At 37.3% G+C, this 19,369-nt stretch carries 12 protein-coding genes and 2 pseudogenes; 3 read left to right on the top strand and 11 right to left on the bottom strand.

The genetic code is table 11. The features are described from left to right. Nucleotides 1-90: 90 nt before the first annotated feature. Both dnaK and CHV_RS00905 read right to left on the bottom strand, forming a co-directional pair. Nucleotides 91-2,007 (bottom strand): molecular chaperone DnaK, encoded by a 1,917-nt coding sequence (gene dnaK / locus CHV_RS00900; protein ID WP_034576474.1) that lies wholly within the window; start codon nucleotides 2,005-2,007, stop codon nucleotides 91-93. A 172-nt stretch (nucleotides 2,008-2,179) separates the two neighbouring features. Beyond that, on the bottom strand, nucleotides 2,180-4,180 hold the full coding sequence (locus CHV_RS00905) for a MutS-related protein (RefSeq protein ID WP_191321617.1): 2,001 nt from the start codon (nucleotides 4,178-4,180) through the stop codon (nucleotides 2,180-2,182). A gap of 312 nt (nucleotides 4,181-4,492) precedes the next feature. Between CHV_RS00905 and CHV_RS00910 the strand changes: the two genes are divergently transcribed. Further along, a complete protein-coding gene (locus CHV_RS00910; RefSeq protein ID WP_051602115.1) occupies nucleotides 4,493-5,983 on the top strand; it encodes an Npt1/Npt2 family nucleotide transporter in 1,491 nt (496 codons plus the stop codon). Nucleotides 5,984-6,086: 103 nt separating this feature from the next. Here the strand turns inward: CHV_RS00910 and murA are convergent, their stop codons facing one another. Genes murA through CHV_RS00925 form a run of 3 tightly spaced genes read right to left on the bottom strand, consistent with a single transcriptional unit; the run spans nucleotide 6,087 to nucleotide 10,346 of the window. Further along, nucleotides 6,087-7,391 (bottom strand): UDP-N-acetylglucosamine 1-carboxyvinyltransferase, encoded by a 1,305-nt coding sequence (murA, locus tag CHV_RS00915; protein WP_034576478.1) that lies wholly within the window; start codon nucleotides 7,389-7,391, stop codon nucleotides 6,087-6,089. Between the two features lie 39 nt (nucleotides 7,392-7,430). Next, nucleotides 7,431-8,027 (bottom strand): DUF4290 domain-containing protein, encoded by a 597-nt coding sequence (locus CHV_RS00920; RefSeq protein ID WP_034576480.1) that lies wholly within the window; start codon nucleotides 8,025-8,027, stop codon nucleotides 7,431-7,433. Nucleotides 8,028-8,069: 42 nt separating this feature from the next. Next, entirely contained in the window at nucleotides 8,070-10,346 is a 2,277-nt protein-coding gene (locus CHV_RS00925; protein ID WP_051602116.1) for an ATP-dependent helicase, read from the bottom strand. A gap of 253 nt (nucleotides 10,347-10,599) precedes the next feature. On the opposite strand from CHV_RS00925, the gene CHV_RS00930 reads away from it, so the two are divergent. Beyond that, a complete protein-coding gene (locus CHV_RS00930) occupies nucleotides 10,600-11,934 on the top strand; it encodes an esterase/lipase family protein (RefSeq protein WP_034576483.1) in 1,335 nt (444 codons plus the stop codon). Nucleotides 11,935-12,019: 85 nt separating this feature from the next. After that, the gene (locus CHV_RS00935; protein ID WP_034577035.1) at nucleotides 12,020-13,405 is read left to right on the top strand and encodes a CCA tRNA nucleotidyltransferase; all 1,386 of its coding nucleotides are present in this window, start codon (nucleotides 12,020-12,022) and stop codon (nucleotides 13,403-13,405) included. A gap of 65 nt (nucleotides 13,406-13,470) precedes the next feature. Here CHV_RS00935 and ruvA read toward each other — a convergent pair whose 3' ends face one another. The 6 genes and pseudogenes from ruvA to CHV_RS05525 form a co-directional block, all read right to left on the bottom strand. Continuing rightward, entirely contained in the window at nucleotides 13,471-14,070 is a 600-nt protein-coding gene (gene ruvA, locus CHV_RS00940; RefSeq protein WP_034576485.1) for a Holliday junction branch migration protein RuvA, read from the bottom strand. 73 nt (nucleotides 14,071-14,143) lie between these two features. Next, nucleotides 14,144-15,919 carry a membrane protein insertase YidC gene (gene yidC, locus CHV_RS00945; RefSeq protein ID WP_034576488.1) on the bottom strand — a complete coding sequence of 592 codons (1,776 nt, stop codon included), beginning with the start codon at nucleotides 15,917-15,919 and terminating at the stop codon, nucleotides 14,144-14,146. 277 nt (nucleotides 15,920-16,196) lie between these two features. Next, a pseudogene (locus tag CHV_RS05825) lies at nucleotides 16,197-16,332 on the bottom strand (IS982 family transposase); the annotation flags it as partial. Further along, nucleotides 16,319-17,266, bottom strand: coding sequence for a hypothetical protein (locus CHV_RS05690; RefSeq protein WP_165393803.1), 948 nt, complete (start codon nucleotides 17,264-17,266; stop codon nucleotides 16,319-16,321). The pseudogene CHV_RS05825 and the gene CHV_RS05690, both read right to left, overlap by 14 nt. 325 nt (nucleotides 17,267-17,591) lie before the next feature. Then, nucleotides 17,592-19,037, bottom strand: coding sequence for a sodium:solute symporter family protein (locus tag CHV_RS00955; RefSeq protein ID WP_034576491.1), 1,446 nt, complete (start codon nucleotides 19,035-19,037; stop codon nucleotides 17,592-17,594). Nucleotides 19,038-19,163: 126 nt separating this feature from the next. Further along, nucleotides 19,164-19,259: pseudogene (locus CHV_RS05525) on the bottom strand (IS6 family transposase); the annotation flags it as partial. Between the last annotated feature and the right edge of the window lie 110 nt (nucleotides 19,260-19,369).

Below are 19,369 nucleotides of genomic sequence, written 5' to 3' on the forward strand. Positions count from 1 at the left end.
GATGCAACAGGCTTTTATCAGCCGGTGCAATATAAAAAAGCGGCTTTCTAAAATCAAATTAGAAAGCCGCTAAAAAAAGAATTAAAAATACTATTTTACCTCTTCAAACTCTGCATCCGTCACATTGCTACTGTCTTCATTACCATTTTTTTGCTCCATAGTAGGATCAGATGGTTTTTGAGTAGCCTGCGATTTTTGGTAGGCTTTAGCCATTACCTCGCTCCACATTTTATCAAGAGGCTCTAATGCACGATCGATAGCTGCCACATCTTTTTCAGCATGTGCCTTTTTCAAATCCGATAAGGCAGATTCTACCTGTTTCTTATCTGCTTCTTCTACTTTATCACCCAATTCTTTGAGTTGTTTCTCTACTTCAAATATAAATGAATCGGCTTGGTTTATCTTATCTATTTGCTCTTTTTCTGCTTTATCTGCTGCTTCGTTGCGTTCTGCTTCTTCTTTCATCCGTTTGATTTCATCTTCGGTTAAACCAGATGAAGCTTCGATGCGAATTTTTTGTTCTTTTCCCGTTCCTTTATCCTTTGCCGAAACATGCAATATACCATTGGCATCTACGTCAAAAGCAACTTCTATTTGTGGAACGCCCTTGGGAGCAGGTGGTATATCAGATAAATGAAACTGGCCAATGGTACGGTTGTGTTTAGCCATAGGTCTGTTGCCTTGCAATACATGTACCATAACCGAAGATTGATTGTCTGAAGCAGTAGAAAAAACCTCTGACTTTCTCGTTGGAATAGTAGTATTCGCTTCAATCAATTTGGTAAAAACGCCGCCTAAGGTTTCAATACCTAGTGATAGTGGAATCACATCAAGCAATAAAACATCCTTTACTTCTCCCGTTAAGACCCCTCCTTGGATAGCAGCTCCTACGGCTACTACTTCATCAGGATTCACACCTTTAGAAGGTTTTTTACCAAAAAAATGGGCTACTTCTTCTTGAATCTTTGGTATACGGGTAGACCCACCCACTAAAATAACCTCATGAATTTTGTTTTGTGGATCAGCAATGTCGCCAAAGGCGTCTTTTAAAGCTTGCCTACAAGGGGCAAGTGTGCGTTTTACCAGGTCATCTACCAGTTTTTCAAACTGCGCCCTAGATAGCTGCTTTACCAAGTGTTTAGGGACCCCATCAATAGCTGTAATGTAGGGTAGATTGATCTCGGTAGTGGTTGCACTAGAAAGTTCTATTTTGGCTTTTTCAGCAGCCTCCCTGAGCCGCTGTAGCGCGGTTGGGTCTTTTCTTAGATCAACCCCTTCTTCTTTTTGAAAATTATCTGCTAGCCAATCGGTTATTTTTTGGTCAAAGTCATCTCCACCTAAATGAATATCGCCATTGGTAGATTTAACCTCAAAAACGCCATCACCTAGTTCTAAGATCGAAATATCAAAAGTACCCCCCCCTAAGTCAAATACTGCAATGGTGATATCTTTATTTTTTTTGTCTAAGCCATAAGCCAAAGCAGCAGCCGTTGGCTCATTAATAATCCGTTTTACCGTCAAACCGGCTATTTCTCCTGCCTCTTTAGTGGCTTGCCGTTCTGCATCATTGAAATAGGCAGGAACGGTAATAACTGCTTCTGTAACCGTTGTGCCTAGGTAGTCTTCTGCAGAACTTTTCATCTTTTGCAAGATAATAGCGGAAATTTCTTGCGGTGTATAGAGGCGATCACCAATCCGCACACGGACGGTATTGTTGGCCCCACTTTCTACCTTGTAAGCCACTTCATTTAGCTCATTGGCTACACTGCTGTATCCTTTACCCATAAAACGCTTGATCGAGCTTATGGTATTATGTGGATTGATAATGGCCTGACGTTTGGCAGGATCACCTACTTTGCGTTCACCCTGTCCACCATTTAAGAAAGCTACTACCGATGGAGTAGTTCTTTTGCCTTCATTATTAGGAATGACCACTGGCTCGTTGCCTTCTATAACGGCAACACAGGAGTTAGTGGTTCCTAAATCGATTCCAATTATTTTTCCCATATTTAATTTCTATTTTGTTTGTATTGGACCCTAGGGCCTAGGTTGCCTTACCTATTTAACTTTCATTTAAGCAGGTATACTACAAACTCCATGCCAAATGCATTAACTTGCAGCAGATTGTGTCAAAATGACATAACCTGGTGCAGGATGCTGCTATAAAAGTGATGGGATACTATTTTGCAAAGCTTTTGCGGTACTGTTCTGGATGGTTGATAATATCTCTTGCTTGTTCCAACATTTCAGTTGCATACCCTTGGGCTGCTAGTATATCGATGGCAATGGTTTGGTTCGAAGCACCAGGAATTACCTTATAGGTGTAGTGAATCTTGCCATCTTTGCCTATGGATTTGATAAATACTTTATAGTTTTTAAACCCTTTTTGAGGTTCACGTTGCTCTAAAAGCATTACGACTGGATAGTGGGTGGCTACTATATTAAAGGCGTTGCTATACTCGGCAATATAATTTAACACGGAATATTCTGCTGCCGAACCCTCTACTGGATTGGTGCCACTAAAGGGTTCATCAAAAATAGTAAAACTAAATTCTGCTTTTTTTAACTGTTTTAATAATTTTAAATGAGACTGAAAACGATTCACTTCTGCCATAAAGAGTGATTTACCCGCAGCAATGTCATCTGCAATCTCTATATAGGTATTTATTTTACTAAATGGAGTTAGTTCACAGGATTTAGCGGGAGCAATACCAAAGGTTTGGCTTAACACAACCGCTGTAGCCACACCCGTTAAAAAGGTGGATTTACCGCCTGCATTGGGACCAGTTAGAATAACATTGCGTGTTTTACTTGCCTCATCCATGGTTAGATCATTGCCAACCGCTGTCGTAGGGGTAAGCATAGGGTTCCACATTTCAACCAGTGCCAATCGAGGTTTTCTATATCCTTTAGGTGATAACAATTTGGTAAATGTATAGCGATGTGGCCCATTTAGCGCAGCTGTTTCTTCCATAAGGGTTGCGATAGAGAGAAAAGCATCTAATTCCCCTAAGGCATACATGGCATCATGGAAAACAGCTTTATGGGCTAGAAAAAGCTTGTAACTGGCCAATAGCTTCCCAGCATGATTCCAGATATAGGACCAAGAACGGAGGGGCAACTCCTCTAGATAACGCAATAGATTCCCTACTTCAGAGGACTCGTTCAAACGGGCCAATAGCCTGTTGATGGGTTCAAGTTGTAGGCCATAGTGTGCCGCGAAAGCAGGATTTTGCGCTACCAATTTCTGGACCTTTTTAGCCGTTATCAAAAAGTTCTGCACATCTGCCATACGCAAAGCAAGATGGTGCAACACGCCTGCATATTCTTTGTAGTTGCGGTACCCTTTGTAATATTGATAGAACGAATGTATGGTATATAGTATAGGCGGAACATAAAGTACAGCATCAAGACCATGAGTATTACCACCTGCTTGTTTAAGTTCTTTAATTCCTTCGTGGGTATGGTATATATTATATGCAGGTAGCCAGTTTAGGTACAGCATTGAGAATGCATCTTTATGGGTATCAGGAGATATAAATTGATAGACTATTCCTGCAATAGGCAGCCCTATTAGAGGATACCAAGTATAATTACTATAAATATTCCAAATATCTCGGAGCCATATTTTTTTGGTTTGCAATGTCGTAGCCGATTTATTGGAAGCAGCAGAACCGGTATAAAAGAGCCTGGTCAAATATTTGTCATATTCTTTCGCATACAGCGGATCTGTTTCAGTCCAAAAAGAAAGCATCGCTTTTTCAGATGGCTGGTAATCTTGCAACGCACTTTTTAAACCATTGTAGAGTGGTCTGTCTTCGCACAACAAACCTATAAACTCCTGCCGTTTTGTAAGGGCTTCCAGATCCGCAATAGGTGCACCTATTAGTGAAGCCAGTGCCCCTTCTCCTAAGACCGTAAGGGTTCTATTGATGCGGGATAAAAAATGGTAGCCCGGTGCAGTAGTGGTCCCATAAAAAAGATGTAAATCATGCCAACCATATGGGTTGAATAGGCTCTGTTGGAAGCGCGTTTGATAATAACTACTTTGGGCAAAAATTTTATTGAATACTACCTCCCGCTCTGTTTTTGGTGAAAGATGTATTTCGGTAATAGTTGTATCCAATCTTTTTGTTTGCTTAGATGGATCCATTTTTGGCAAAGGGTTTACGGATTCCACAAATGATTTTAAATAATGATCCGCCAATTGGGTAGCCATGGAAGAAGATCCTTCAATAGCTATGGCACAAGGTGGTAAACAAAATAAAAAGGATAAATATGAAATAATACGCATAAAAATGTAAGTATAGAGTGAATGTATTTGTTTTAATCAGTTGGGATAAAGCCAGGACAGCTTCAACATTATGCAAAAACCCAATATTAGACTAATCTATTTTCTAGTAAAAGTTGCGCTAGCTCGCAGCAGTAAGGAATATATATAATTTTTTACTAAATTCGGCTAGAAAATAAAAATTTTATATAGCCAGCCACTATGGTGCATCTTATCTCTTTACTGTGGTTAAAAAAATGGTTGCAAATTATTTTTCCCATCCGAAAAGGAGAAAAGCAGAAGGTTTTTCTCCTTCTTTTTTTAAAATTTCTTATTTCTTTTGTCTATTGCATTTTAGCTGCACTTAAAGATACTGTTTTGGTGACGGCCGACTCCTCTGCTGCGGAGGTTATTCCCATTATAAAAGGATCTATTATTTTTCCTATTTTTATAGGGGTCGTTTTATTGTATACAAAATTAAACAATTGCTTAAAGCAATCTACCCTTTTTTATAGTACGATTCTTTTTTTCTTAGGGCTGATTCTTTTATATGGTTTTGTCCTGTATCCCCATGCAAACAAAGTAAGTCCGTATGGTATGGCGGATTGGTTCAGTAGGTATACAGGTGGTAAATATTTGCATTGGATTACTGCATTCCGCCATTGGATCCACGTATTGTTTTTTGTAGTTGCTGAACTTTGGGGACAAGTGGCACTTATGCTACTCTATTGGAGTTTTGTAAACCATGTTTGTAAAATCCAAGATGCGAAACGTTTCTATGCTATTTTAATTGCTGCAGGAGATGTTGCACTGATTATTACTGGGCCATTGGTCTTAGCCTATACTAAAAAATATAGTCATAGTGACTTTGTATACACGGTACAAGCCTTAATAAAGTATGTAGCTTATGGTTGCGCAGCCATTTTATTGACCTACTGGTTTACCAATCGTATGGTGAAACCAAATCTTATAAATGTAAGCCGTAATGCGCCTGATCAAAAATTACGTTTATCGCTCTGGAAGAGTCTGAAACATGTGGCTGTTTCGCCCTATTTAGGTAATGTAGCCATTATAGTGGTTGCCTGTGGACTATCTATTAATATAGTAGAAGGAACCTGGAAATCCTATCTGAAAGAAGCCTTCCCAAAGGCGGTAGATTATCAAACTTTTATATCAAAACTAAATTTTTGGACCGGGATCGTTGCGCTGCTGCTCTCTCTTTTTTTTAGTGGGGGTATTTTGAGAAAATTTGGGTGGAAAAGAACTGCACAGATTGCACCTGTAATGATTGGGATAATGGGCTCTCTCTTTTTTTTAATGAGTTATAGTAAAAATCATGCACCTTGTTTAACGAATTGGATGGGGTCTAAGCTGGTTTTATACATTGTGGTCTTTGGTGGCATTCATAATATAATGGCAAAATCTATCAAGTATGCGTTTTTTGATAAAACAACCCAGATGGCTTATATTCCACTTGATCCAGAGGCAAAAATTAAAGGAAAAGCAGCTGTAGATCTATTGGGGTCTCGCCTAGGAAAAGCAGGTTCTTCTTGGATTCAAATTGGATTACTGGAATTGCTACATACCAGCAGCATGCAACCCCTTTCAGGTATATTATTGGTTTTTTTGTTGATCACCACTATTATGTGGTACCGCGCAGCTGGCAATATTGATCAACAACTCCATAAACTAGAAGCAGCTAAAAACAGTTAGTCATCGGTTTGTTGCAGGGGCTTAAAATGGCTGAAGGAATGAGCATTTTTGAAGATCTTGTTGACATATTTTACAAACGCGACAGAACCAGATTTTTTATCTATTAAACCCTTTCAATTGATGCGCCTAAGCTATTGAGGCGTTGGTCAATGTATTCATATCCTCGATCAATTTGGCCAATATTTTCAATCGTGCTTGTGCCTTCTGCAGCTAGTGCCGCAATTAATAAAGCAATGCCAGCTCTAATATCACTTGAACTCATATGGGTACCCTGCAGCCTATGGTCAGGGCCTAAGCCTACTATATGGACCCTATGTGGATCGCATAAAACTAGCCGTGCACCCATTTCAATCAAGTGATCTACAAAAAACAGCCTGCTTTCAAACATTTTTTGGTGGATTAAGATATGACCTTGTGCGTGTACTGCAGCTACAACCGCAATACTGATTAAATCAGCAGGTATACCTGGCCAAATGGCATCATAGAGGGTTACTAAGTTCCCATCCATTTCTGTTTTAATAGCATGGCAGGGTTGCACCGGAATATGCAATCTATTATCCTGCTTTTCTATTACAATGCCTAATTGTTTAAAACAATACCAAACCGGTGCAAAAAGCTTAATGGGCACATCTGTAATGGTTAGTGCGGATTGGGTAACTGCAGCCAATCCAATAAAGCTCCCAATTTCCAATAGATCTGGTAAAATGGTATGGGCAGTCCCTTTGAGTGCTGGTACCCCCTCTATCGTTAATAAATTAGAGCCAATACCTGTAATGCGCCCACCCATGGCTACCAGCATATGGCAAAGTTGCTGTATATGGGGCTCACAAGCCGCAGGATAAATAATGGTTTTGCCTTTGGCCATGCTGGCAGCCATGATCAAATTCGCGGTCCCTGTTACCGATGCTTCTGGCATCAGTACATCAGCACCCTTCAATGCATCGCATTTGGCTTCCCAAGTTGCTTTAGCACCATCGTAGTAAAAAGAAACACCTAATGGTGCAAGTCCTTTAAAATGCGCATGTAGTCCTCTGCGTCCAATCCGGTCTCCTCCAGGTTTTGTTATAGTTACTTCTTTAAGACGGATTAAGAGTGGCGCCAGTAACATAATAGAGCCCCTTACTTTAGTGTACGTTTGCTGGAATACTGTTGTATAGATAACCTCTTTATCCAGGTCCACCGCACAAAACTGATGCCCTCCATCCTCTAATGGCGTAATTTTAACCCCCAGTAGGGCCAGTAGCTTCATTACATGTTGTACATCTGTAATGTTGGGAATATTATATAAAGTTACCACTTGGTCAGTCAATAAGGTGGCACATATCACCTGCAGTGCTTCATTTTTTGACCCTTGTGGCTTGATGGTGCCAGACAACTGGCGCCCTCCATGGATAATAAATTTCCCCATTCCTTTAATTTTATACCAGTCTATAAATATGGGCTCCAGCTACTTTTTAGCCGTACTAGTTTTTACCTGATATTTGCTTCTAAACTTTTGACCGTTTGCACCTTCATCTGGTAGCGTGCGTATTATTTCTACATCAAGTGTTGTACCATCTGGTATCATCCGTTTGATATCCTCTATCATTTTTTCATTACTAATGTAATCATTGTTCCATGTGCTACTAAAACGGCGCATAAGTTTGCCAACTGCTATAACCATTTGCTGTTGTTCTTTAAGCGTGGGCAAGGTAATGATCTTTTTCAGGAGTGATTCCATATGCCGCCCATAATATTTGTACCTGATTCGTTTAACCAAGGCCATATGGGCATAATGGGGCTGACTACTTTCTCGTTTAATAGGTTTGGGATTGGGGCCGTCGATATCTAACTTGTAATCTAATAAAATAAAAAGATCACCCCAACGTTTTTCAAGGGATCCTGCCTTAGGATTGACCACTTCCATCAGATTTACAATACTATGGGCCTTTTGCGTGCGAACTGTTTTATCCTTAATCGCTGCAATGTGCTCCATAAGCTTTTGTATGTTTCTACCATACTCTTTAAGGATTAAAGGCGATCGAGTTGTATTATAGTCGTACATTATGGGTTATTGGGTTATAATAAATAATATTCAATAGGCTTTTTAGGTGGAAGGCAGTATTTCTAGTTTTGCATAATTTAACAATAAAGTCTTTTCCCCGAATTTATGAAAAAGAATAACAGCTTTACGCATGGCTGAAGATTCCACCAACTGTAAGACTTTTCCTACACCAAAATGAAGATGTTGGACCGTATGACCAACCTGTATAGCAGTCGCATCAGTACTAGACCGAATGCGTAGTGTGGCAGGTGCCAATATGGGGCCAATAGTGCGCGCTTTGTTTGACTGCTTTTGGGTAGCCATAGGCTTACCAGTACGGGAAGAATCAGTCGCTATGCTTTTAGCGATAGCTTTGGTTGCTGTATTGTCCCAACCCATCTCTTTTAAAAAACGACTTGGCTGAACATTGGCTAATTTACCAAATCGGTATCTGCTTAATGCATAAGATAAGGTTAATTTTAGCTGGGCACGGGTAACAGCTACGTAAAAAAGGCGTCTTTCTTCTTCTAAGTCTGCTTTGCTGCCCAACATCATAGAAGAAGGAAAGAGCTCTTCTTCCATGCCTACCAGATATACGCACTTGAATTCTAGCCCTTTAGCAGCATGAATGGTCATTAGTGTAATCGAATCCTCTTTTGTAGTTTCTTTATCTTCACTGGTAATCAGTGACACTTCTTGTAAAAAACTGCCTAGGCTTGGATCATGGTGGTCAGAGTGGTCTACAAACTGTTTGATGCTATTTAACAGTTCTTGGATATGTTCATAGCGGGTTAATCCCTCTACTGTTTTATCTTCATGTAGTTCCTTAAGTAAACCAGATGCTTTGGCCATATAGTCTGCTATAGCATATGCATTTTCTTTTTCTAGCTTTAAGGTAGCGGTATGAATCAATGTTACAAAACGGGCTACAGCCGCTGCAGTCGTACCACTTAAAAAATCACTTGCATTACCCAGTACGGTCCAGAGGGGGACCATTTTTTCGGCTGAAATAGAAAAAATTTTATTAATAGTAGTAGTGCCTATTCCCCTTCTAGGGAAGTTAATAATCCTTCTAAAAGCTTCCGTATCATTATGGTTTACTACCAAACGCAAATAGGCTAAAAGATCCTTTATTTCTTTGCGTTGGTAAAAAGAAAGTCCCCCTATGATGCGGTAAGGAATATTCTTCTTACGCAATGCTTCCTCAAAATTTCGGGATTGATTATTGGTACGATACAAGATAGCAAAATCGCGATAAAGCAGTTGGTGGTTCAATTTTTCTGCTAAAATATTATCTGCGATCAACCGACTTTCTTCCATATCTGACAGTGTCCTTAGTACCTGAATGGGGGCACCCATCGGATTGGAGGTCCAAACCTTTTTCTTTAATTGTCTTTCATTGTAGCTAATGATACGGTTGGCTGCATCCACAATATGTTGGGTAGAGCGGTAATTTTGTTCCAGCTTGATCATTTGATGATCCGGATAGTCATGGGTAAAATGCAAGATATTTTGAATATCGGCACCTCTAAATGCATAAATACTTTGTGCATCATCTCCCACTACGCAAATATTCTGGTGGTAGGCAGCTAGTTTTTTAGCAATACGGTATTGAACCAAGTTGGTATCTTGAAACTCATCAATAAATATATAGCGAAATTGTTGTTGATACTTTTCACTTAATGCAGGATAATCATATAGCAACTTGTGGGTCTGTACCAATAGATCATCAAAATCCATTGCACCAGCTTGCAAGCAGTAATGGGTATATTTTATAAAAATTTCACTGAATCTAGCCATACGCATATAGGCATCCTCTTTTTGATAGGTTGGGTCTGCAGCATACTCCTTTGGGCCAATCAATCTATTTTTGGCATGGGAGATACGTGCTAGTATAACACTTGGTTTGTATACCTTCTCATCAAGGTCTATTCCTTTAATAATTTGTTTGATAAGTGACTTACTGTCGTCTGTATCATAAATACTAAAATTGGAAGGATATCCCAAACTATTGGCTTCATATCGCAATAGTTTCATAAATACACTATGAAAAGTTCCTAGCCATATTGCTTTAGTTCCATTGCCCACTACCTGGGTGATGCGGTCACGCATTTCAGCAGCCGCTTTGTTCGTAAAGGTTAAAGCAAGAATTTCATCAGCTGCTGCTTTGTTTTGTTTAAGGAGATGGGCTATTCTGGCGGTTAATACCTTGGTTTTACCAGAGCCAGCACCTGCTACCACAATAGAGGGACCTTCGGTATGGGTAACTGCTTTTTTTTGCATCTCATTAAGTCCAGAAAGATAGGATGCTTCTATAACAGGTTTGATTGTGATGGCCATTTTACTTTTATATTACCTAGAATCTAAGCAGGTGTGCTTTCATAGTTTAAACTTTTCATAGGGATTACATTTGTGCGTTGATAAATGGGTGAAGCAATTTAATAAATAGTTAGATAAAGGCCAAGCAAGGAATTGCCTGTACCATCCTAATCGGGTCCATCTTTTTTAAAACAGATCAAAAATGCTATATTTAATTATTCAGGAAATCGTTTAACCATTTATTTCGCCACTGTTTTTATGGCAATTTACCAGTATGTGCTACATCATAGGGATTTCTAAGGCCCTTGTTTCGATTGGTCGATCTAGTTTGATGGTTTCTTTGGCCCTAGCCGTTAGTTGTAGCAGTAAAAATTGTGTACGCAAGCATGACAAAGGTAAAGTACCACTTCCACTAAATACCCAAACACTATTGACTTCAAAAGCTTCATTAGGGAAAAGTGATGCCATTCCAGCAGCCGATAAACTAAAAAAAACTGATACAGAAACGTTTTGTTTGTCAGATAATCCTAATCTATATCCAAACAAAATAAATAAATTGAAAAGAATCGCTAAAGTAGAAGAGAAAAAACAAGCTATTGTATTATTGCATGGATTGCATAGGCTCTCTTATGACTTTGCTACTATGGAGGTAGTTTTAAAAGAAGAATTTCCACATGCTACCATATTGGCTTCAACAAGTCTGAATAAAGATTCTACTGGCAAAGGCGGACTAATGTCCTTTGTCTCGCCTACTACCTCACGTTGTATAACAGACCAAGCTAAATCAGTATATGAAGAAATAAAAGCAAAGCTTCCCGGTAGGCATATCGTAATTGTTGGCCATAGTCAAGGGGGATTGCGGGGGTTTGCCCTGATTAAAAACCATGTGGCTGATTTAAAAGGAGAAGATATCCATATTAATCATTTAATCACTATAGGTACACCATGGAAAGGTGCACCCGTAATGGAACATATGAAAAATATCAAACAGTTCCAGGAAAAATTTAATGAAATAGAATCTACTTTGGATAGAGTAGAAAAAAATTATGCTAAAGCCGTAATCAAATATTTTTTTAAATTTATGCCCGAATTAGCCCAAGCATGGCCTAGTTTGTACCAACTAGCAGTCTCCTACTTTATCAAATCAAAATGTCCAGGCGCCGAGGCATTAGATCCACAGAGTGATTTTATACGTGAGGTTTCTACAGCACTTCAGACAATGGATTTGCCCATTACTGCTATTGCAGGTGTTTTAACTGATTTTTCTAGTCTTTTTGATCGGTTTCCCTCTATTAATAAAGAGGAGTTGGATAAACTCAATGCTACTTATGCAGGTTTGATTGGTTGTAAGAAAAATTCTGAACATGATATGTTGCTTCCTGTTGATACACAACATGCAGAAGGATGTACTAAATCAAATTTTAAACGTATAAAAGTATATGGTGCCTGTCATGGCAATAAAGTAGGTGTTACCGTAAAAAAAGGCATTTCGGAGCTCAATAATAGGGAGGTTATACAAAGAGTAGTGGAGTCTATAAAAGCTACTTTTTACGAAAACAAAGAGGAAGTATCTATGGAACCCCCACAATCATGTTCTTCTGCTGCTTAGCTAGGTATAGAACAAAAGAGATCATTTAAACGATAAAATCTTGGATAGTGTAAAAATTAAAAAGTCTATCGTTTCCTTGGATGGGATGCTGGATCATCCCATCTTACGTCAAATTGGGGCCATTGCTGATAGCCTTTCATTAGAAACCTATGTGGTGGGAGGATTTGTGCGCGATTTGTTTTTAGGCCGTATTGCCAAAGATATTGATATTGTGTGCGTAGGAGATAGTATGGTACTTGCACAAGCTGTAGCACAATACAAAGGTGTTCCAGTTACGTTTTTTAAACGTTTTGGTACCGCTGTGTTGCAATGGGATGAGTGGGCCTTAGAGTTTATAAGCGCCAGGAAAGAATCCTATGTGCTGACTTCTCGTCATCCAAGTGTATCAACAGGAACACTCGCTGATGATCAAATGCGTCGAGACTTTACCATTAATGCAATGGCGGCCTCTTTAAATAAAGAAGATTATGGACGATTCATAGATCCATTCAACGGCCAGAGCGATTTGATCCATGGTTTGATTAGAACCCCTTGTAATCCCTATCAAACCTTTTCAGATGACCCATTGCGAATCATGCGTGCCATACGCTTGTCGACACAGCTCTATTTTACCATAGTACCAGAAACATGGGTCGCCATAAAAGCGGTTCGGGATCGATTGGGTATTGTAGCTCAGGAGCGTATATCAGAAGAGCTCCATAAAATAATAATGACCGATCGGCCTTCTTATGGGTTTAAACTTTTATTTGATGCAAATCTATTATCCGTTGTACTACCAGAATTATACCACCTTGCAGGGAAAGAACAAGTTGGATGCCATTCTCATAAAGATAATTTTTTTCATACCCTTGAAGTTTTGGACAATCTAGCCCATCATTCTAGTAAATTATGGCTTCGCTGGGCAGCTGTTTTGCATGATATCGCCAAACCATTGACTAAAAGATTTGATCCCATACATGGTTTTTCTTTTCATGGACACGAAGAGCAGGGTGCCAAAATGTTGCCTAAGCTTTTTAAAAGAATGCGCTTCCCTATCACTAAAGAAGTATTGGGCTATGTACAAAAATTGGTTAGATTGCATCTACGTCCTATAGCTTTGGCCAAGGAGGTCACAGATGCAGCTATACGGCGTCTTTTGTATGAAGTTGGGGATGATTTAGAGGATTTGTTTTTGTTGTGTAGAGCTGATATAACCTCTAAAAACGAGGTTAAAGTGCAACAATATTTGGCCAACTTTGATAGGGTACAGCACCGGGTCTGGCAGGTCGAAGCACGTGATAAAATTAGAAATTTTCAACCTGTTATTACGGGTGAAATTATTATCCAAACATTTGGATTAAAACCATCCCCTCAGGTAGGCCTTATTAAGCAGGCAGTTAAGGAGGCTATATTAGAAGGTAAAATTAAAAACAGCTACCAAGAAGCATTTGATTATATGTTAATGGTTGGTAAACGGTATGGGCTATCCTAACTGGTTTGATTTTGTTGCATCTATATAAAAAAATAATAACCGCTAGCCATCCATGTAGTTGTTTTTTATTTGAACGCATGTGGCTGTAAGGCTTTTTTAATAAGCGCTTCGAGCGTAAGCGGGGTAAGTGTCTCTGCCCGCACCGTTGCAATGGCTTTTTCTGCAATTTTTGGGGTAAGGCCCAATTTAATTAAAGCCATTATGGCGTCTTGATCTATCTTGCTTTCGGTCGGTTGTAGTACCGATATATCTTGCATATCATGCAACTTTTGCGCTTTATCCGAGAGTTCTAGTATCAATCGTTGCGCAGCTTTTGCGCCAACCCCTTTAATGGAGGTAAGCAAACGTTCATCCTTACGTAAAATAGCTTTATGTAAAACAGCTGGATTGAGAGAAGATAAGATCGTCAGGGCAATCTTAGGACCAATGCTACCAACAGAGATAAGTTGCAACCACCATGATTTTTCTTCTAGTGTATAAAACCCATATAAAGTAGCAGCTTCGTTTTTTACTTGCATAACCGTCAATAAAGTACAGCTATCTAAGCTTTTTATTTGGTCAAAAGTATGTAAAGAAATATGTAAACCATAGCCTACTCCCCCTACATTTAAAATGACATAAGTAGGTTCCTTATATAATAATTGTCCTATAAGTTGTGCAATCATAGAGGTAATACTAGAAGATTACTTCGATCTAGTACTTAATAGTACAAAAAAATCATAGATCGATGCAATACCATTACGATCTATTTTTTTTCTTATTATTGGCTTGAATAGCCGAAGCAACCCTAGACTGAAAAGAAAGCTTAGCACCACCTTGTTTTGCGTTTTGTTGTCTAGCCATCAATTTTTCCTTGATACCATCTGTATCCACCCAGTAATTTATAAATCTTTGTTGTAAAAAGGTCATAAGATTAGAGATGCAATAGTAAAAACTTAATCCAGCAGGAAATGTATTCAGGACAATCATAAAAACAAAAGGCATTGTATAAGATAGTACTTTCATAGGTCCCTCTTTTGGACCACTTTGGTTGCTAAAAATGGTTGATAACGCCATTAGTAATGTAAACAAACTTACATGATTGCCATAGAATGGTATGGTAAAAGGCAGGGTCATAATGCTATCATAAGTTGATAAATCATTTACCCACCAAAAAGAAGCTTGCCGCAGTGCAATGGCATGAGGGAAAAAATTAAACATAGCCAACAGAATAGGCATTTGAAGCAGAGCAGGTATACAACCACTTAATGGATTAATACCCAATTCCTTACAAAAAGCAGCTTGCTGAATTCGTTCTTGTTGTACATCATATTTGTATTTCTCTTTTATCTTATCCAATTCCGGCTTTAGAACTTTCATTTTAGCCATAGAGATAAAAGAACTATAAGCAAGAGGGGCTAATAATAACTTAATGATAAAAACCAATAAGAAAATGATTAATCCATAATTAGAAAAATATTTTTCCAAAAAATAAAAAAGTGGAATAATCAGCCCTTTATTGACCCATCTGACAATAGCCCACCCCAAAGGTATATTTTGCTCAAATCCTTTTGTAACCTTTTTCAGAATTTTATAATCATTGGGCCCAAAGAACAAGACGAATTGACCATGACCTGCCGCTTTATCTTTGTCAGACAAGGCAAGGGATAAAGCAACAGACTTCGTAACATTTGACGATACCGATGGTTCCATACACAGGTCTCCTAGTTTAAAAGAATCATCAGCAACAATAGCAGATGAGAAAAAACGTTGCTTAAGACTCATCCATTTGATGGGTACTGCTATATGCTTTTTTTCAACTTCTGTTGAGGATTCTTTTAACTTATCAAAAGTCTCATCCAGTAAATAATACTGCACGGTACTTCTAGAAGCATCTGCTTTTGTATCCGTTTCTAAACTTTTCATAGCCATATTCCAATGGAAATTAGCCTGAGTAGTTGAATTAAGATAGGGCTCCATGCCAACAGCATGCCAGTCATAGTTGATTTGATAGCTCCTTCCAGAAAAGGTAAATGATTGCTCCAAGTATTGAGCGCCATTTAACTCCAGCCGAAAAACTATTTTAGCTTGTTCAGCTTCTTTCAGCTTATAAACAGGTCTGGATTGGGTTTGAAAATATAAGTCTTTGGTATTTATACTTAAATTCTCATAGGGAAAAGAAATGCCCATATGACTGCTCTGCTCATCCAATAAGACCAACGCTTCCCCGTTTTTATCCTTATACTGCTTTAGTACAACCTTTTTTATGGTACCACCTTTTGTACTCAGCACTACTTTCAGCAACTCATTTTCAACTGTGATATCCTTTTCTTCTCCCTGAAGTGCCACCCTAAAAGGAGTAGAGGCCAGCCGATTGGCTTCATTTGTTTTACTTAATGGAACTATTGTTTGATCTGTAGTAGCAGGAGATACAACGCGTTGCATTTCCGATTTAGGGTTAAAGAAATAAAAATAAATAAGTAAACCTGTTGATATCAAAAACAATCGAACAATTTTATTTTTATCTAGAACCATATACAACAAATAAAAATTTTGGATGCATTATCATGATAAGTCATAAAGAGACCGCTGGCTTCATGATAGCTTTTAAGGACACAGAAAAACAAATATAGTTATTCTTAACGAATTATGTTAAAAAACAACTTTTTTCTGATAAATTTTTTAATTACTTCTGTTCCCACTTTGATTTTACTAAGGCAAACATCTAGTTGTGTTTTACTTAAATCCAATTCTAATGGCAACCATTTTAGATACATGGAAGAAAATCTAGAATACGTTACTAACCTCAATTTTAGATTATAGTTATTCTAAACCAGTTATATATATTAGATATAGAAGGTTTGTTCTCTTTTAGTCCAATAAGCTGTAATTACAACAATTAAATTGACAAAGAAATTAGGTATGTTTCTATGTCTAGAATGTTCTATGCTGTGCTTTATTTTTCGTTTGCTCATGTGACTTTAGTTTTTCTAAAAACTTAATAATATAACACCTTTTATACTTACAAGTTATAGGATCTTTATTGTTGGGATATTTTTGCAAACAATTATAAGTGCATTCTTTGTCAGGTAGAACTTCTTCTATTAATTCTAGAAATTTGATTAGGTTACGAGGAATTTCTTTTAAATCATAGAACCTATACTGATTTTCTAAAGTATAACCTATATCCTGCAGTAATTTTAGAAGAAAAATAGAACCTTTTGATATAAGAGATTTTATTAGCCGATAGGCTCCATTAATATCATTATTATGAATCAATATATCTAGTATATTATTACCGGTTTGAAGATCTCTTACAGATGGATTTATTTTTCCACTATCTAACAGTAGAGGCAATATCTCCCAATCAAATAAGATATTATAATCATTATCTGTCTTTTGTAGATCTTCCTTTATATTACGGGCTGTTGTGGATAAAATTTCAAAAAAATTCTGGTCACTATATAATTTTTTAGGAAACTCTTCTATTAGTAATCTAACAGCTGGTACACAACGATTTTCCAATCCTATGGATAGACCTAAGAAGTACGCTTTTTCATCCATATGCACGATCTGTTGTATGATAGAAGTGAGCTGATTCAATAGTTCTTTATCTTCTTTTCTATGGCTATTAAATATTTCGATTTGATCTGATTTATACAATCTTAGCGAATTTTCCAAATTTTTAATACATTTTAACATATTAGTACGTTCTAATTCCTTAATATGCTCTATAGAATGGTCAGAAGTAACTTTTTGGTCAATCTCTAAATCTTGATCATTCTTCTTATAGACTTTATATTCTCCTCCAGATAACAGATTAGGGTTTACATCTGGATAATTCTTCGAAATCGCCTCGTAACATTTGCCACCAGATAACAAATATTTATTAATACTCTGTAAGGGTTTGTTGACAGAAAAAACAGTATTTCCCGTACTACAAGAAACTGTAGTAAAAGATAAAATTATATTAATCCTTAATACGAGATTATAGTATTTCTGATAGATTTTAATGCACATGATTATAGACTTAGTTAGAAAGTATCAGGAGTTTGAATGATCTGTTATATTTTTTTCAGTTGTTGTACTCGTTTTTTATCTGATTATAACAATACCATAAATTTATTATAATTTTCTATTAGAGTAAATTTTTAATAATCAATAAGATTTTTGCAAATTTTTAGCACCATAAAAATTACTTGTTTTATTAATATTTATACAAATGTTTATTAAAATATACGATTTTCTCTAATTTTTTCGCTCTAATATAGTGCCCCACCAGCATGAATAAAGCATTTGCCAATATAGAAATAAAAGTACCACTGGTTGGTCCTACCATAGGGCTGACCCATTTTTGCCAAGCATATAGAGTAGATATACCTGTAACCATGCCCATGAAAGCAATAGGAGTCGCAATACGGAACCCTAAGACAGCTAAAATAAAAGGAGCCATTACTATAACCGCATATATACAAGTAGTTGAAACAAGCAAACTAAGCAAATTGGGAAAAAATTGCTCATGGAACGATAATAGCATAGCAAATATAGATACTACCACGATAGTCATGCGCGTCAGTAAAATCTGTTTGACAGAATCCATTTTGGTACGAACTATACTACCAAATAGATCATAAACAATCAAAATAGCAGAAGTATGTAGCTTAGAGTCCGCCGTGGACATAGCCATAGCCAACAAACAAACACAAATCAGTGCCCTAATATTGGGAGAGGTGGTCGTTAGAATATAGTCCCAAACCGATATACTAGGTAAATCTGACATCTTTATAAACACAAATAAACCTATTAATAATATGCAGGCCATAATAATACAGGAAACAAAAGCAGCATATCTAAATACGATTTTGGCTTGGGAAGGGCTAGCAGACATATAAACCACCTGCATAATAGAAGGTTCTATATTAGCTATAACGGATAGATAGTAAAGAATAGGTAATAACTTATTTTGAAATGGGAAAAATATATTAGAGATACTTAATTCAAATTTTTTTTGCATTTTCAAAAAAGAAATGGTTTCAACCATTGGTTGATTTAGATGCTTAAAGGTGAGCCACGTTAGTATAAGTATGATGCTAAAAAAAACTATAAACTGCCATACATCGGTAATAGTAACTGAATGAATACCACCAAACATTGTATATAGACAAAGAATGGTAGTAGCAACTATAGTAACTATATATGAATTCGAAGCAATACACATGTTTATAGCCTGAGACATGACTTTAATTTGTATGGTAACAAAAGTAATCAGATAAGGGATGCTAAGTAAAGCAGTAATCATTCGTGTATATTTTCCATACATCCGCCCCATTGTTTCTGGCATAGACATATGATACATAAACTTACCCATATACCCTGCTAACCAACTAATGGTCAATAAGAGAAGCCCATTTATAAGAAATTTCCAAATTATCCAGAAAAAGTTACTAGAAGAAAATGTAGTGACGTTTAGGATGAGAATCCCTCCCCCATAATAAGAAGCGAGTAAGGTAATGACCAATGTAGTGGTAGAAAATGCTTTTTTCCCTATAGCATATTCTTGAAACGTCATACGTATTTTAATAGAAGATAGTCCTATGACTAGGGTAACCAATAAAAAAAATGCTATTAGGAGTAAAGGTGTTTCAAATGACATAAAAAGGGTCTTTCTAAAAGATTGTGTAAATACTTAAAATGGTTCTCCCGCATCTACATTTATTTTGCCTAATCTCCTGTCCGTTGTCTTAAAATTTACGTATTATGGCGCCATAAGTTTAGCCAGTTCCAAGCCTCTATACCTTAAAGAAAAACGACATTGGATGTACACAAATAATAAAATTACCTCTGCTGAACCACAAAATCCTCTAAAATATCGCAATAATTTTTTATAATGCCAAACATCTTGGCTAAGTTTTAAACGAAAACACTAATTTAGGCCTTTCTTTGAAACAAATTCGACAGAGCCGTTCAAAAAGTCTATCGCAACTA

The organism is Cardinium endosymbiont cBtQ1 of Bemisia tabaci (assembly GCF_000689375.1).
Lineage (GTDB): Bacteria > Bacteroidota > Bacteroidia > Cytophagales > Amoebophilaceae > Cardinium.